Annotated in this window: 14 protein-coding genes; 3 read left to right on the top strand and 11 right to left on the bottom strand. The window is 61.5% G+C overall.

Going from position 1 to position 15,095, the window contains the following annotated elements; genetic code table 11:
• Positions 1–122: 122 nt before the first annotated feature.
• The 8 genes from JOE27_RS24820 to JOE27_RS07125 form a co-directional block, all read right to left on the bottom strand.
• Positions 123–365, bottom strand: a complete 243-nt coding sequence (locus JOE27_RS24820; protein ID WP_231386172.1) for a hypothetical protein — start codon at positions 363–365, stop codon at positions 123–125.
• Between the two features lie 439 nt (positions 366–804).
• Positions 805–1,074: a DUF3077 domain-containing protein gene (locus JOE27_RS07150; protein WP_012315234.1), complete on the bottom strand. Its 270-nt coding sequence runs from the start codon at positions 1,072–1,074 to the stop codon at positions 805–807.
• 150 nt (positions 1,075–1,224) lie between these two features.
• On the bottom strand, positions 1,225–1,467 hold the full coding sequence (locus JOE27_RS07145) for a hypothetical protein (protein ID WP_115274350.1): 243 nt from the start codon (positions 1,465–1,467) through the stop codon (positions 1,225–1,227).
• 440 nt (positions 1,468–1,907) lie between these two features.
• Positions 1,908–2,177 (bottom strand): DUF3077 domain-containing protein, encoded by a 270-nt coding sequence (locus tag JOE27_RS07140; protein ID WP_012315232.1) that lies wholly within the window; start codon positions 2,175–2,177, stop codon positions 1,908–1,910.
• 150 nt (positions 2,178–2,327) lie between these two features.
• Positions 2,328–2,570 (bottom strand): hypothetical protein, encoded by a 243-nt coding sequence (locus JOE27_RS24815; protein ID WP_046788353.1) that lies wholly within the window; start codon positions 2,568–2,570, stop codon positions 2,328–2,330.
• A 400-nt stretch (positions 2,571–2,970) separates the two neighbouring features.
• Complete coding sequence (locus JOE27_RS07135) at positions 2,971–4,728, bottom strand: OPT family oligopeptide transporter (RefSeq protein WP_204920626.1); 1,758 nt, start codon at positions 4,726–4,728, stop codon at positions 2,971–2,973.
• A 535-nt stretch (positions 4,729–5,263) separates the two neighbouring features.
• Positions 5,264–6,589 (bottom strand): isocitrate lyase, encoded by a 1,326-nt coding sequence (gene aceA / locus JOE27_RS07130; protein WP_012315229.1) that lies wholly within the window; start codon positions 6,587–6,589, stop codon positions 5,264–5,266.
• Positions 6,590–7,082: 493 nt separating this feature from the next.
• Positions 7,083–7,817, bottom strand: a complete 735-nt coding sequence (locus tag JOE27_RS07125; protein WP_039603676.1) for a secretin N-terminal domain-containing protein — start codon at positions 7,815–7,817, stop codon at positions 7,083–7,085.
• Positions 7,818–7,958: 141 nt separating this feature from the next.
• Between JOE27_RS07125 and JOE27_RS07120 the strand changes: the two genes are divergently transcribed.
• Both JOE27_RS07120 and JOE27_RS07115 read left to right on the top strand, forming a co-directional pair.
• Positions 7,959–9,113: a hypothetical protein gene (locus JOE27_RS07120; RefSeq protein WP_046785672.1), complete on the top strand. Its 1,155-nt coding sequence runs from the start codon at positions 7,959–7,961 to the stop codon at positions 9,111–9,113.
• Between the two features lie 102 nt (positions 9,114–9,215).
• Entirely contained in the window at positions 9,216–10,658 is a 1,443-nt protein-coding gene (locus JOE27_RS07115; protein WP_125923937.1) for a SulP family inorganic anion transporter, read from the top strand.
• Between the two features lie 50 nt (positions 10,659–10,708).
• Here the strand turns inward: JOE27_RS07115 and fusA are convergent, their stop codons facing one another.
• A complete protein-coding gene (gene fusA / locus JOE27_RS07110) occupies positions 10,709–12,820 on the bottom strand; it encodes an elongation factor G (protein WP_046785674.1) in 2,112 nt (703 codons plus the stop codon).
• 73 nt (positions 12,821–12,893) lie between these two features.
• Positions 12,894–13,319 (bottom strand): hypothetical protein, encoded by a 426-nt coding sequence (locus tag JOE27_RS07105; protein WP_046785675.1) that lies wholly within the window; start codon positions 13,317–13,319, stop codon positions 12,894–12,896.
• A gap of 139 nt (positions 13,320–13,458) precedes the next feature.
• Between JOE27_RS07105 and JOE27_RS07100 the strand changes: the two genes are divergently transcribed.
• A complete protein-coding gene (locus JOE27_RS07100; protein WP_012315223.1) occupies positions 13,459–13,761 on the top strand; it encodes a hypothetical protein in 303 nt (100 codons plus the stop codon).
• A gap of 3 nt (positions 13,762–13,764) precedes the next feature.
• Here JOE27_RS07100 and JOE27_RS07095 read toward each other — a convergent pair whose 3' ends face one another.
• Positions 13,765–15,009, bottom strand: a complete 1,245-nt coding sequence (locus JOE27_RS07095; RefSeq protein ID WP_119687446.1) for an aspartate aminotransferase family protein — start codon at positions 15,007–15,009, stop codon at positions 13,765–13,767.
• Positions 15,010–15,095 lie beyond the last annotated feature (86 nt).

The raw sequence follows: 15,095 nt of genomic DNA, 5'->3' as shown, positions 1-15,095 counted from the left end.
GCGGGCACCTTCGCGGGTAAGCTGCGCCCTTTGTCGCGACACCGGCCTCACTCAATGCCGCGCACCCGTGGCAGCCGGCTTGCCGGCGATAGGGCCAGCCCAGGCAACACAGGGTTGTCGACTTAGTGCAGCGTTCGCGGCTCAGTCGGCATCTGGACCTGAATCAATGCCGCCTCGAGCAGCACACGCAGCGAGTCGAGTTCATGTGTCGACGCCATCAGCAGGGCCGACGCAGGCGACCGCGGCTGAACCAGCATTGCCTGATGCGTAACGGCTAGCGCGCAGTTAGCGAAGTCTGCGGCCTGGATGAGCGTATCTTCGAGAGAGTGAAGGGTGTGGGGTGGATCAGGGACTATCTTTAACATTCCTATATCTCCAAAGGAAGCGCACCTATCCTGCTGTCAAACAGTTTGGGTGGCAGCTGTGTGCAGGTTGACAGACCGGCGGACATAGGAAGTTCCGGCGCACGCAAGCGTGCCCCACACACAGCCGCCATTGAAGGCGCTGCCTACCTACATACCGTTACGGCCTGTCAAAGCCATGTCGCTGACGTGCAGCAACAGGCCGAGACTAGAGCGCCAGCAGGGCGACCGCAACGGAAAACAGGCGGCTGAAGTATGTTTGGGAAATGGACTACAAGAAAGGGAAAAAATCTGATTTTCTGACACAAAGACAAACCGGTATCGCGCCTGTTATCCATTGGCATCCACAGTTACGCTCATTTACAGAGTTTGGGGGCTGCCAATACAGCCATTTCAATGCGGAGGCGGACGCATTTGACGTACCGCCTGGCACGTCAGGGAATCAGTGCATCATCCCCAACTCGGCATCATCCATCAGTGCCTTCGCCAACGCACTCAGGTAGTGCGCTGCCCAGACCATCATCGGTTTCTCATCCATCACACCGATGACCGTCAATTCCCGCACATAGCCCATCAGTTCCGAAGCTTGCTCACGCGCATCCTGGCAGGGAATGCCGGCTTCGATGCGAAACAGTGGATGGGTCTGGTTTTCACCTTGAAAGAACGTGGTTTTGCCTACAGTGGTTTTTACGTTCGGCTCATCGCTAGTCATTGATCTCTCCCAAGCATCCAGGGCCTGGGCGGGCACCTTCGCGGGTAAGCTGCGCCCTTTGTCGCGACACCGGCCTCACTCAATGCCGCGCACCCGTGGCAGCCGGCTTGCCGGCGATAGGGCCAGCCCAGGCAACACAGGGTTGTCGACTTAGTGCAGCGTTCGCGGCTCAGTCGGCATCTGGACCTGAATCAATGCCGCCTCGAGCAGCACACGCAGCGACTCGAGTTCATGGGTCGACGCCATCATCAGGGCCGACGCAGGCGACCGCGGCTGAACCAGTATCGCCTGATGCGTAACAGCTAGCGCGCAGTTAGCGAAGTCTGCGGCCTGGATGAGCGTATCTTCTAGAGAGTGAAGGGCGTGGGGTGGATCGGGAACCATCTTCAACATCGCTTATTACCTCTATGGATGCCGTCACCTCGCCGCTGTCAAACAGAAGGGTGGCAGCTGTACGTGGGTTGACAGACCGGCGGAATAAGCAAAGTTCCGGCGCACGCAAGCGTGCCCCACGCACAGCCACCATAGAAGGAAAGCCATGTGCTTAAACCGTTACGGCCTGTCAAAGCCGTGTCGCTGATGTGCAGCAACAGGCCGAGACTAGAGCGCCAGCAGGGCGACCGCAACGGAAAATAGGCGCCTGAAGTATGTTTGGGAAATGGACTACAAGAAAGGGAAAAAATCTGATTTTCTGACACAAAGACAAACCGGTATCGCGCCTGGTATCCATTGGCATCTACAGTTACGCTCATTTACAGAGCTTGAGGCTGCCAATACAGCCATTTCATTGCGGAGGCGGACGCATTTGGCGTACCGCCTGGCACATCAGGATATCAGCGCATCATCCCCAACTCGGCATCATCCATCAGCGCCTTGGCCAACGCACTCAGGTAATGCGCTGCCCAGACCATCATCGGTTTCTCATCCATCACACCGATGACCGTCAATTCCCGCACATAACCCATCAGTTCCGAAGCTTGCTCCCGGGCATCCTGGCAGGGAATGCCGGCTTCGATGCGAAACAGTGGATGGGTCTGGTTCTCACCTTGAAAGAACGTGGTCTTGCCCACAGTGGTTTTTACGTTCGGCTCATCGCTAGTCATTGATCTCTCCCAAGCATCCAGGGCCTGGGCGGGCACCTTCGCGGGTAAGCTGCGCCCTTTGTCGCGACACCGGCCTCACTCAATGCCGCGCACCTGTGGCAGCCGGCGTACCGGCGATAGAGCCAGCCCAGGCAACACAGGTTTGTCGATTTAGTGCAGCGTTCGCGGCTCAGTCGGCATCTGGACCTGAATCAATGCCGCCTCGAGCAGCACACGCAGCGACTCGAGTTCATGTGTTGACGCCATCATCAGGGCCGACGCAGGCGACCGCGGCTGAACCAGTATCGCCTGATGCGTAACGGCTAGCGCGCAGTTAGCGAAGTCTGCGGCCTGAATCAGAGTGTCTTCGAGAGCGTGGAGGGCATGGGGTGGATCGGGGACTATCTTTAACATTATCCAATTCCTTGTAAGTGCGGCGACCTCTCTGCTGTCAAACAGAAGGGTGGCAGCGGTACGTGGGTTGACAGACCGGTGGAATTGGCAAGTTCCGGCGCACGCAAGCGTGCCCACACGTACAGCCGCCATAAAGATAGCTGTATGCCAAATACCGTCGCGGCCTGTCAAAGCCATGTCGCTGATGTGCAGCAACAGGCCGAGACTAGAGCGCCAGCAGGGCGACCGCAACGGAAAACAGGCGGCTGAAGTATGTTTGGGAAATGGACTACAAGAAAGGGAAAAAATCTGATTTCCGAACACAAACAGAAACCAGCCGGACCCAGAACTGACCTTTACTCAGGGCAGCCAAAGGTACAAGCGCTGCCTCATGCCGTGTTCGCGACGCTGTTTCGTACAGCTACAGCGTCCGTAGCATCTCCCAGAACGATGCCCCTACGCCCGTGATACTTTCACCTGCAATCAACCCAGCTGCCGCTGTGATCGCAAAGCGCTCCGTGACGCTCGGCCATCGGCAGTTGACCAGCCAGGTAAGTACTGCGCCAAAACCCATCATCATCGCGATCGACGCCGGCAATATGAATGCCAGCCCCAGTGCGGCGGTACTCGGCAGCCAGCGGGCCACCCGTTGCGGTAGCAGGCTGTCCAGCGTGCCCAACAGCACGCCTACAGCGCTGCCAGCCAAAATCGCCCAGCGAATCTCCGACGACAGCGCTCCCAGCCCAACTGTCAGCGTCTGGGCCACCGCTTTCCAGGTCGCGACAGCCGGCGCAGGCCACTCCTCGGTAAGCAGCATGGCCTGCGGATCCGGTATCAGCATCAGGTAAACCAGCACGCCGACCGCGCTGCCGATGAAAATACCGATGCATTGGGCAACGAGTTGCTTGTGCGGGGTCGCGCCGATCGCCAAGCCAACCTTGAAGTCGTTCATCAGGTCTGTGGATTGCCCGGCCGCGCCCCCCGCCGTGTTGGCGCTCATCAGGTTGATGGCCACCTGGCCGGGGGCGATCAAGCCGAAGCCGAGCTGCGACAGTTTGCCAATGGCGCCAATCGGTGCGATGCCGGTGGCCCCCACGACGCGCGCGGCGACGACGGCAAGGCAAATCGCCAAAGGAATGCTCAACAACGCCATCCACCAGTCGATCCCGAACAGCAGCGCCTGCAGGGCGACGACCAGAGCGACGGATAGCAGCAGGCCGGATGCAGGCCCTGGCGAAAACCGTATCCTGGCGCGCGGCGCCCGATGTGCAAGCGCATTTGCAGGCAACCGCCGTGACACTCGGAACAGACGAACTGCCAATGAAGTCAAGGTCGCACAGACCATCAGGCTAACGCCCGGCCACAACAGCCACTCCACCAGCGCGGCGAACTGGGGGCCGCTGGCGTTCGGGGCGATCACTACCAATGCGTGGTCGATCAGCCACGGCGCTAGCCCGCCCCAGGCCAGCGCGGCGCCGAACAGCAACGTCAGGCCAACTCGAATTCCGATGATGCCGCCAAAGCCGATGAGCAACAGCGAAGGATCGACAGTAAAGGTCAGGCGCTCGAGCGCAGGCGTGGGTGCCCAGCGTGGTATCGCCCAGACGAAGCCGTCAATCCACTTCACCAGCCCTGACAGCAGCGCGGCACTGCACAGAACCTTGATGCGAGACATGGCTTCGCGCCCATGATGGTAGATCTGCTGCAGCGTTTCCAGGGTCGCCATGCCTTCGGGGAACTTCAGGTCATGGTCGTTGAGCAAGGCGGGGCGCAGATACCAGGCGATCCAGATGCCCAGGAAGCTTACGGAGAAAACCCAGGCCATCATCGGCACCGGGTCCAGTTGGTGGCCGGTGAGCAGCGTATAGGCCGGGATCGGTGCCACCAGCCCGCCGGAAATGATGGAAGCGGCGGCCGAAGCCATGGTCTGGTTGATGTTGCTTTCGTGCAGCGTCCAAACGGGCCGCTCCTTCTTGCGGCCCGCGATACCCTGCCACAGGGCGAAGCCGACCAGCAAAGCGATGATCGACATGTTGAATGACCAGCCGATCTTGAGCCCGGCATAGACATTCGAAGGCGTGAGCACAACGCCCAGCATCGCGCCGGTGAGCACAGCCCGCAGGCTCAGCTCACGTTCGATGCGAACCCTTGGGAGGGCGGCGGCTGGAGCATGTCCCATTACAAATCCCTTTCTAGATGGCGCAAGCGTTGTCTGCACAACTGAGCCCGGAAAGCCACGAAGGTTCAGTGGCAGCCAGTGTGACCCGGCTGGCAAAGAGATTTGAAAAATTTTTGGCCCGGTTTGGCTATCTGTCAGTTATTGCGGTGCGCCGATGGGTAGCGCTTTTGAAATGGACGGTGCAATGGGCGATGAGACAAGCCACTGCAAATCGTGAGCAAAAGAAAGCCCGCCGGGAGGGGCGGGCAAAGGAGCGTCTATCACGTAGGGATGGCTTTAGTCTCTGCTTGGCGCCGTGAAAATTGAGTGAAAGAAAAGTCAGTGCGATGTGACGGGCGTCACTCCCATAACGCCTGCTGCACCTGTCATCGCTCTTGGCGCTGCTGCAGCGCAGTGCCAAAACCTCTCTGGCATGAAGGGCCTGTGTGGGCTCATTCGAGCCGGGGAAAACCGACTTTCTGAAAACAACCAGGCTGAACTAAAAAGCCCGGGGCTTTCACAAGCCCCGGGCCCTTTCTTCAGCAGCAAACCACTATCAGTGGAACTGCTCTTCTTCGGTCGAACCGGTCAGTGCCGTCACCGACGATGCACCACCTTGAATCACGGTGGTCATGTCGTCGAAGTAGCCGGTGCCCACTTCCTGCTGGTGCGCCACGAAGGTGTAGCCTTTGCTGGCGTCGGCGAATTCCTGCTCCTGCAGCTTCACGTAGGCGGTCATGTCGTTGCGGGCGTAGTCGTGCGCCAGGTTGAACATGCCGTGCCACATGTTGTGGATACCAGCCAGGGTGATGAACTGGTGTTTGTAGCCCATGGCCGACAGCTCGCGCTGGAATTTGGCGATGGTGGCGTCGTCCAGGTTCTTCTTCCAGTTGAAGGAAGGCGAGCAGTTGTACGACAGCAGTTGGTCCGGGTATTCCTTCTTGATCGCTTCGGCGAAGCGGCGGGCTTCGTCCAGGTCCGGCTTGGCGGTTTCGCACCAGATCAGGTCGGCGTACGGCGCGTAGGCAAGGCCGCGGGCGATGGCCTGGTCGAGGCCGGCGCGGACCTTGTAGAAGCCTTCACGGGTACGCTCACCGATCACGAACGGCTGGTCGTACGGGTCGCAGTCGCTGGTCAGCAGGTCGGCGGCGTTGGCGTCGGTACGGGCCAGGATGATGGTCGGTACGCCCGATACGTCAGCGGCCAGGCGCGCTGCAACCAGCTTCTGCACGGCTTCCTGGGTAGGTACCAGGACCTTGCCGCCCATGTGGCCACACTTTTTCACCGAGGCCAGCTGGTCTTCGAAGTGCACGCCGGCGGCGCCCGCTTCGATCATGTTCTTCATCAGCTCGTAGGCGTTCAGCACGCCGCCGAAACCGGCCTCAGCGTCCGCCACGATTGGCGCGAAGTAGTCGATGTAGCCTTCGTCGCCCGGGTTCTTGCCGGCTTTCCACTGGATCTGGTCGGCGCGGCGGAACGAGTTGTTGATGCGCTTGACCACTGTCGGTACGGAGTCGACCGGGTACAGCGACTGGTCAGGGTACATGGACTCGGCCGAGTTGTTGTCGGCGGCCACCTGCCAGCCAGACAGGTAGATGGCCTGGATGCCGGCCTTGACCTGCTGCACTGCCTGGCCGCCGGTCAGGGCGCCCATGCAGTTGACGAAATCTTTTTCTGGGCGGAAGGACGGGTGGGCACCCTCGGTGACCAGCTTCCACAGTTTTTCTGCACCCAGGCGGGCCAGGGTGTGCTCCGGCTGCAGGGAGCCACGCAGGCGAACGACATCGGCGGCGGTGTAGGTACGGGTCACGCCTTTCCAGCGCGGGTTTTCGGCCCAGTCTTTCTCGAGGGCTGCAATTTGCTGTTCGCGTGTCAGTGCCATGGAAATAAACCTCGTCGCATCGATCTTGGGGTAATTGTGCTGATGCTCACGAAGCGAATCAGGGGTGTGGCGGCTGTCCTGTTCGGGGGAGTGCGGCGGCGAACGCGAAGGCTCGAAGGGGGAAGGAGTTGCAGCCTGGGCGAGGGCATGCGCCGGCAGGTCGGCTCGTGGATGCCTTGCTGCGGTGCTACGCGATTGCCAGAACTGCGGTGATGCGCTTCCGTCCCTCGGGACAACTTCTTCGTTGCAGTCGCAATCCCGTCGAACCGCCTTGTGGGCCGTATAGACACGAGGTGCCTCCAAGGGTGGGAGGAGGGCGCCTCGAAGGCCCTTGCCAGGGCCCCTGATTAGCGGGAGCGAGGCCATCATGCCCTTGGGAAAAAGAGCCTGTCAAATGTTTTGTAGTGCTTTTTTGGGCTTACTACATCTTTGGTCTAATGCGACTTGCTGGTCAGTTTCAAGGCCTTTGGTCGAGGCCTTGATTTGCCTGGGATCAGTCGAGAAGGTCGACTTTGACACGTAAAGTCATGTTTTCACCCCGTTGGGTGCTGTAAGTGCGGCTTGACGGGCTGAGATCGGCCTGGCTCTGCTGGTTGAACCCAGCCAGGGTAATCCACTCACCGAGCTTGCCGGTGACCGTCGTGTCGGTACTTTGTACTTTCACTACATCAGCACGTTCATGGCTCATTCGGTCATTATTGGTGCTTATTTGCAGGCGAACGGTTTCGCCGATCAGGCTTGGGGTCACGTAGAAACCCTGGGTCACATTACGGTATTCGGTGTTGCTCTGGATGCGCCCATAGCCGTCGGTGCTGGTACTGGTGACCGGGATGCTCTGGCCGACCTGGATCAGCGCCGGTTGGCCTTCGCTGGCCTGGACCTGTTGCAGGCCACCATCCCGGTTGCTGGTGCCGTAATGGATGATGCGCGCATTGCCTCGGTTGTCCTGATAGTTGCTGTCGTTGTTGTCGACGCTGATCATCAGGCGCTTGGGCGCGGTGTCCAGCTGTTGCAGCAGGGCGCGCAGGTCGTCTACGCGTTCGGGGCTGGCAGTGACGATCAACTTGTTCTCGAAGGCGCTGACGCTACCGTCCTTGCCAATGAACGACTGGGCGGCGGGCAGCAGTTCGGCGCTGCTGCGGTGCTGCAGCGGCAGCACTTCTGTGGCGGCTTGGGCGGCCAGGCTGGCGGCCAGCAGCAGGGAAGTTAGAAAGGGGCGTAGCGCCATGTCCATGATCTCCGCAGGTGGAATCAACATGATGGCAAAATTGTGCGACTCGTGCCGGTTGTCCATCACAAGGTGTCTTTTATCCTGCTTTTATTCTATAAGATATAAATTATAGTCATCTGGATAATTAAGGATATTGACATGAGCCTTGCCCGCCCGATCTTCCGCCGCGAACAGTTGGCTCAAGCCCTGGTACGGGACCTGGCCGGCGAATCGTTCGTCGACTACAGCTCGGGTATGTTCCTCGCTGCACCAAGGCGCACGGGCAAGAGCACCTTCCTGAATAACGACTTCATTCCAGCCTGCCTGGAGCGTGGCTGGCTGCCGGTGTATGTCGACCTGTGGTCTGACCGTGATGCCGACCCTGCCGAGTTGATCAGCGGTGCCATCGGCAGCGCTCTGGCGCGTTTTGAAAGTACCTTGGCCAAAACCGCGAAGAAGGCGGGTATCGACAAGATCAACCTGCTGCGTACGCTCAGCTGGGATTTCACCCGCCCGCAACTGCCCGCCGGTACCACGCTGGCCCAGGCACTTGCGGTGCTGCATCAGGTGTGTGGGCAAATGGTGGTGCTGGTGGTGGATGAAGCGCAGCATGCCCTCAACAGCGAGGGTGGGCTGAACGCCATGTTCGCGCTCAAGGCGGCGCGCGACCACCTCAACCGGGGTGACCGCCCCGATGGCCTGCGCCTGGTGTTTACCGGGTCCAGCCGGGACAAGCTGGCCAATCTGGTGCTCAAGAGCAAGCAGCCATTTTATGGCGCCAGCATCACTGCGTTTCCGCTGTTGGGGCGGGACTTCGTCGACTTCGTGACCGGTGTCTGGAATGGCCGTCTGGCGGCCAGCAACCAGTTCAAGGCCGAGGACCTGGAGTATGCCTTTGAGCGTGTTGGCCGGCGCCCGGAGATGCTCGGCAAGTTGCTCACCGAGGTGAGTATCGGGCTGGGCGAGGCAGGCAACCTTGGCGAGCTGCTGCGCACCGGTGCGCTGAACCATCAGGCCGGGGTGTGGAGCGACTACGAAAGTGCCTGGAACGAGCTGTCTGCCTTGCAACAGGCGGTGCTGGCAGTGATGGCCGAGCGCACGCGGGCCCGGCAGCCGTTCTCGCCCTTCACCGAACAGACCTTCATCGACGTCAATCGCAAGCTGGAACAGGCTGCTGCCGAAGCCAACGCCACGACACCCAATGTGCAAAAAGCCCTGGATGCCTTGCGGGAAAAGGAGCTGGTGTGGAAGGCCAATCGCGGCGAGTACGCGCTGGAGGATGTGGCAATGGCCGAGTGGCTGGCGCGCGGCTAGGGCTGGCCCGCTCGCGGTGGTCACTGCCAGACAAATTCCGTAACATCCCGCCCTTCGATTGTTTTCAGTACCGGCCGCCTGGCCCTGCATCACAGGACACCCATGAAACCCGCCCGACTTCGCGCCGACCTGCTCGCCGGCCTGACCACTTCATTCGCTCTGGTGCCCGAGTGCATCGCTTTCGCCCTGGTGGCGCACCTCAACCCGCTGATGGGCCTGTACGGCGCCTTCATCATCTGTACCCTCACCGCGCTGTTCGGTGGTCGCCCGGGCATGATCTCCGGTGCTGCCGGCTCGATGGCGGTGGTGATCGTCGCCCTGGTGGTGCAACACGGTGCGCAGTATCTGCTGGCCACCGTACTGTTGGGCGGTGTGGTGATGATCTTGTTCGGCCTGCTGCGCCTGGGCAAGCTGGTGCGCCTGGTGCCCTACCCGGTGATGCTTGGCTTCGTCAACGGCCTGGCGATCGTCATTGCAATGGCCCAGCTGGAGCACTTCAAAACGGGTGAGCAGTGGCTCAGCGGCACGCCCCTTTGGCTGATGATCGGCCTGGTGGCACTGACCATGCTGGTGGTATACGTGCTGCCAAAGCTGACCCGCGCCGTGCCGCCAGCGCTGGTGGCGATCCTCGGCGTTGGCCTTTTGGTGTACCTGCTCGACCTGCCAACCCGCACCCTTGGCGACATGGCGCACATCGCCGGTGGGTTGCCGGCGCTGGCCCTGCCGGATGTGCCCTGGAACCTTGAAACGCTGAAGATCATCGCCCCTTACGCGGTGCTGATGGCCATGGTCGGCTTGCTGGAGACCCTGCTGACCCTGAACCTCACCGACGAGATCACCGAGAGCCGCGGCTACCCGGACCGCGAGTGCGTGGCCTTGGGTGCGGCCAACATGGTTTCCGGCTTGTGCGGTGGCATGGGCGGCTGCGCGATGATCGGCCAGACGGTGATCAACCTCAGCTCCAATGGCCGCGGCCGGCTGTCCGGCGTGGTGGCGGGGGTGATGATCCTGCTGTTCGTGCTGTTCCTGTCGCCGCTGATCGAGCGTATCCCGTTGGCGGCGCTGGTCGGGGTGATGTTCGTGGTCGCCCAGCAGACATTCGCGTGGGCGTCCTTGCGCGTGCTGCACAAAGTGCCGGTGAGCGATGTGCTGGCGATCATTGCCGTGACGGTGGTCACGGTGTTCACCGACCTGGCCACGGCCGTACTGTTCGGCATCGTCATCGCGGCGGTGAATTTTGCCTGGCAGCATGCGCGGGAGCTGTACGCCGACAGCCATGAGGACGCCGAGGGGGTCAAGCATTACCAGGTGCATGGCACGCTGTTCTTCGCCTCGGTCACGCCGTTTCTAAACCAGTTCGACCCAGCGGGTGACCCGGCCAAGGTTACCTTGGACTGCCAACATGTGAGCTTCGTCGATTATTCGGCAATTGCTGCATTGAAGACCTTGCGCGAGCGGTATGCCAAGGCGGGCAAGCAGCTGCGGGTGGTGCATCTGTCCGAGCGCTGCAAGAAACTGTTGAAGCGGGCAGGCGAGCAGCACTGAGTTCTTGCGGGGGCTGTGCTGGCCCTATCGCCGGCATAGCCCTCGCGGCTTCACTCCCCGCGATTCTTCTTCACAATGCCGTCAGCAATGCTCGCCGGCGCCTCGGCATAACGGGTGAACTCCATCGTGTAGCTGGCCCGCCCTTGGGTCATCGAGCGCATCGAGGTGGCGTAGCCGAACATTTCTCCCAGCGGCACCTCGGCACGGATCACCTTGCCGGCGGGGGTCTCGTCGCCATCCTGGATCATGCCGCGGCGCCGGCTCAGGTCGCCCATGATGTCGCCTTGGTATTCCTCGGGCGTGACCACTTCGACCTTCATCACCGGCTCCAGCAACACCGCTCCGCCTTTTTGCGACAGCTGCTTGGTGGCCATGGAAGCGGCGATCTTGTAGGCCATCTCGTTGGAGTCGACGTCGTGATAGGAGCCGTCGAACACCGCAGCCTTGAGGCTGATCAGCGGGTAGCCGGCAAGCACGCCGTTCTTCATCTGCTCCTCGATGCCTTTCTGGATCGCCGGGATGTACTCGCGGGGTACTACACCGCCAACGATCTCGTTGATGAACTCCAGGCCTTCCTTGCCTTCATCGCCCGGCGCAAAGCGGATCCAGCAGTGCCCATACTGGCCGCGCCCGCCGGACTGGCGAACGAAGCGGCCCTCGATCTCGCAGGTGTTGCGGATCTTCTCGCGGTAGGCCACTTGGGGCTTGCCGATATTGGCCTCGACGTTGAACTCACGCCGCATGCGGTCGACGATGATGTCCAGGTGCAGTTCGCCCATGCCTGAAATGATGGTCTGGCCGGTCTCCTCATCAGTGCGCACGCGGAACGAGGGGTCTTCCTGGGCCAGCTTGCCCAGGGCGATGCCCATTTTCTCCTGGTCGGCTTTGGTTTTGGGTTCTACGGCCACGGAGATCACCGGGTCCGGGAAGTCCATGCGCTCGAGGATGATCGGTTTGTCCATGTCGCACAGCGTGTCGCCGGTCGTCACGTCCTTCATGCCGATCAGGGCGGCGATGTCGCCGGCGCATACATCCTTGATTTCTGCACGTTGGTTGGCGTGCATCTGCACCATTCGGCCGATGCGCTCTTTCTTGCCTTTGACCGAGTTGAGCACTGCGTTGCCGGAACTGAGCACCCCGGAGTACACCCGGGCAAACGTGAGCGTGCCGACGAACGGGTCGGTCGCGATCTTGAACGCCAGGGCCGAAAACGGCTCGTTGTCGTCGGCGTGGCGCTCCAGGTGTTTCTCTTCGTCGTCCGGGTCGGTGCCCTTGATTGCCGGGATTTCGGAGGGCGCGGGCAGGTAGTCGATCACCGCATCGAGCATCAGCGGCACGCCTTTGTTCTTGAACGAGGAGCCAAGGATGGTCGGCACGATTTCGTTGGCAATGGTGCGCTGGCGCAGGGCGGCCTTGATCTCGTCGATGCTCAGCTCCTCGCCATCGAGAAACTTGGTGGTCAACTCATCATTGGCCTCGGCCGCCGCTTCGACCATGTGCGCACGCCATTCGTCGGCCAGTGCCTTGAGTTCGTCCGGGATTTCTTCTTCGCGGTAGGTGGTGCCATGGTCGGCGTCGTTCCAGTAGATCGCCTTCATCTTCACCAGGTCGATCTGGCCGATGAAGTTCTCTTCGCTGCCGATGGCCAGCTGGATGGGTACCGGGTGATGCCCCAGGCGCTTGTCGATCTGTTTGACCACGCGCAGGAAGTCTGCGCCTTGGCGGTCCATCTTGTTGATATAGGCCAGGCGCGGGACGTGATACTTGTTGGCCTGGCGCCACACCGTCTCGGACTGCGGCTCTACCCCGTCGGCACCGCTGAACACCACCACGGCGCCATCGAGCACGCGCAGCGAACGTTCCACCTCGATGGTGAAGTCGACGTGGCCGGGGGTATCGATGATGTTGAAACGGTACTTGTCGGCGAACTGCTTGGTCGAGCCCTGCCAGAAGGCCGTGGTCGCCGCCGAGGTGATGGTGATGCCGCGTTCCTGTTCCTGGGCCATCCAGTCCATGGTCGCGGCGCCATCGTGCACCTCGCCCATCTTGTGGTTGACCCCGGTGTAGAACAGGATGCGCTCGGTGGTCGTGGTCTTGCCGGCATCCACGTGGGCGACGATACCAATGTTGCGGTACAGCTCGATGGGCGTTGTGCGGGCCATGACGGACTACCTGCGGATGAGCGGATTCTCCCAAGGTAGCAGAGCGGGAGAATCCTGCTTTACCGCCGGGCCGTCAGTCGGCCTGGGCTTGCAGCAGCCACTGGCCGTCCACTTCGCGGGCAACGCCGCTGGCGGGCAGCAGGGCCAGCAGGCGCTCGTGCAGAGCCGCTTCGGTGAAGGTCTTGAGGGTGGTCAGGTCCAGGGCACCGACCGGGTTCAGGTCTGCCTTGGTGTACGACAGCCAGGCTTTTTTCAGTACCTGCGCCACGTCGCTGCCGGCTGTGGTGGCGAAACGGCGGTGCCATTGGCGACCATCGAGGGTGAAGCTGTGGGCGTGGGTATAGGTGCTTTCGTCGCCACCTTCGGTGCAGCGGTGGCAGCGGCACGGGCCTTCGCCGAAGGCGTTGCGCAGGTAAGCGTTGAAATCCACGACGGGCTTGAGGGTCAGGCGTTTGTCGACCTCGAACAGGTCGGCGATCAGGGGTTCTTCGGCGCTCACTCGGTGTCCTCGTGTGGTGTGGCGTGCATCGGCGGGCACCCTAACAGATCAGGGCGGGGGAGGCCATTAGAGACAACTGCGCACAGCTGCCGTACTCTACGCGCCCGCAAGCCTGCATCCAACACCGAGGTAACCCCGCTTGAGCACCCAGTTCCCGTACACCGCCACCGTCACCATCAGCGCCGAAGACCGTGGGGGCGATATCGAGGCCTCGGAAAACCCCAGCATGCGTGTTGGCCTGGAAGCCGTGACCGAAACCCTGAAGAAGGTGCATTTCGTCGGCACGCTGGCGGCCCCGGAAAAACCGGCCACGCATATCTGCGTGACGCTGGAGAACGGCCTGACCTACTACGGCCCGATCGTCAACGGCCACGCCGAACTCGAAGGCGGCTGGATCGCTTTCGAATCCGACATGCTCACCCCGGAAGAGCTGGGCCTGTAAGCCTCAGTTCAACTCGACCAGGCACTGCTCGAAGATGTTCAACCCTTCTTCGAGCACCTCGGCTTCGATGGTCAGTGGCGCCAGCAGGCGAATGATGTGTCGCGCCTTGCCGCTGGGCATCAGCAACAGGCCTTTGGCCCTCGCTGCGTCCATGACCTTGGCCAGCTGAGCGGGGGCAGGGCTGCCGTCGGCATTGACGAACTCGATCCCGCGCATCGCACCCACGCCTGTCAGGCGCCCGATGAACGGGAAGCGTTGCTGCCAGTGTCCAACCCGGCTGACGATGGCCTGCTCCTGGCGCTCGCCCCATGTGGCGACGTTCTCATCGGTCATCTGCGCCAGGCTCGCCAGCGCCGCTGCACAGGCAATCGGATTGCCCGAATAGGTTCCGCCGAGGCCGCCCTTGGGCAGCGCCGCCATCAACCCCTGGCGCCCGACCATCGCCCCCAGCGGCATGCCGCCGGCGATACTCTTGGCCAACAGCAGCAGGTCTGGCTCGATGCCCAGCCGCGGGAAGGCGAAGCGCTGGCCGGTGCGGCCGAAACCCGACTGGATCTCGTCGATGATGATCAGGATCCCGCGCTCGTCGCAGAAACGGCGCAGCGCCTGAGCAAAGGCCGGGTCCAGGGCGAGGAAGCCACCTTCACCTTGCACGGGCTCCAGGATGAACGCCGCCACGTCCTCTACTGCCAGCTCGACGCTGAACAGGCGGTCCATGGCCTTGAGCGCCTGCTCGCAAGTGACGCCGGTATCGGCGCTGGGGTAGGGCAGGTGGTACACCGGCCCCGGCAGTTCACCGACGCGTTGTTTGTAGGGGGCGACCTTGCCGTTGAGGTTCAGGGTTGCCAGGGTGCGGCCATGAAAGCCGCCATCGAAAGCGATGATGGCGCGCTTGCCGGTGGCACCGCGGGCGACTTTGAGGGCGTTTTCCGCCGCTTCTGCGCCGCTGTTGGTAAGCATGCCGGCCAGCGGGTAGCTGACCGGCACGAACGCGCGCAGGCGCTCCATGAGCTCCAGGTAAGGGCCGTGAGGCGCCGCGTTGAAAGCATAGTGGGTCAGGCGCGTGGCCTGGGCCTGGATGGCCGCGACCACGGCCGGGTTGCAGTGGCCCAGGTTGAGCACGCCGATGCCGCCGACGAAGTCGATGTAACGTTTGCCGTCGGTATCCCAGACTTCGGCATTACGGCCATGGGAAAGTGTAATCGGATGAACGATGGCAATGGATTGGCTGATACTTTCCAGATTCATGGGCACGCGGACCTTGTTCGAGTTTCTTAATATCGAAGCGCGCCGAAGTGTCGTTCCGCAAACGAATTATTCGATTGCGTTCATTC

The sequence above is a fragment of the Pseudomonas sp. M5 genome (genome assembly GCF_016907075.1).
GTDB lineage: Bacteria > Pseudomonadota > Gammaproteobacteria > Pseudomonadales > Pseudomonadaceae > Aquipseudomonas > Aquipseudomonas putida_E.
This window is presented reverse-complemented; position numbering and strand designations above follow the sequence as displayed.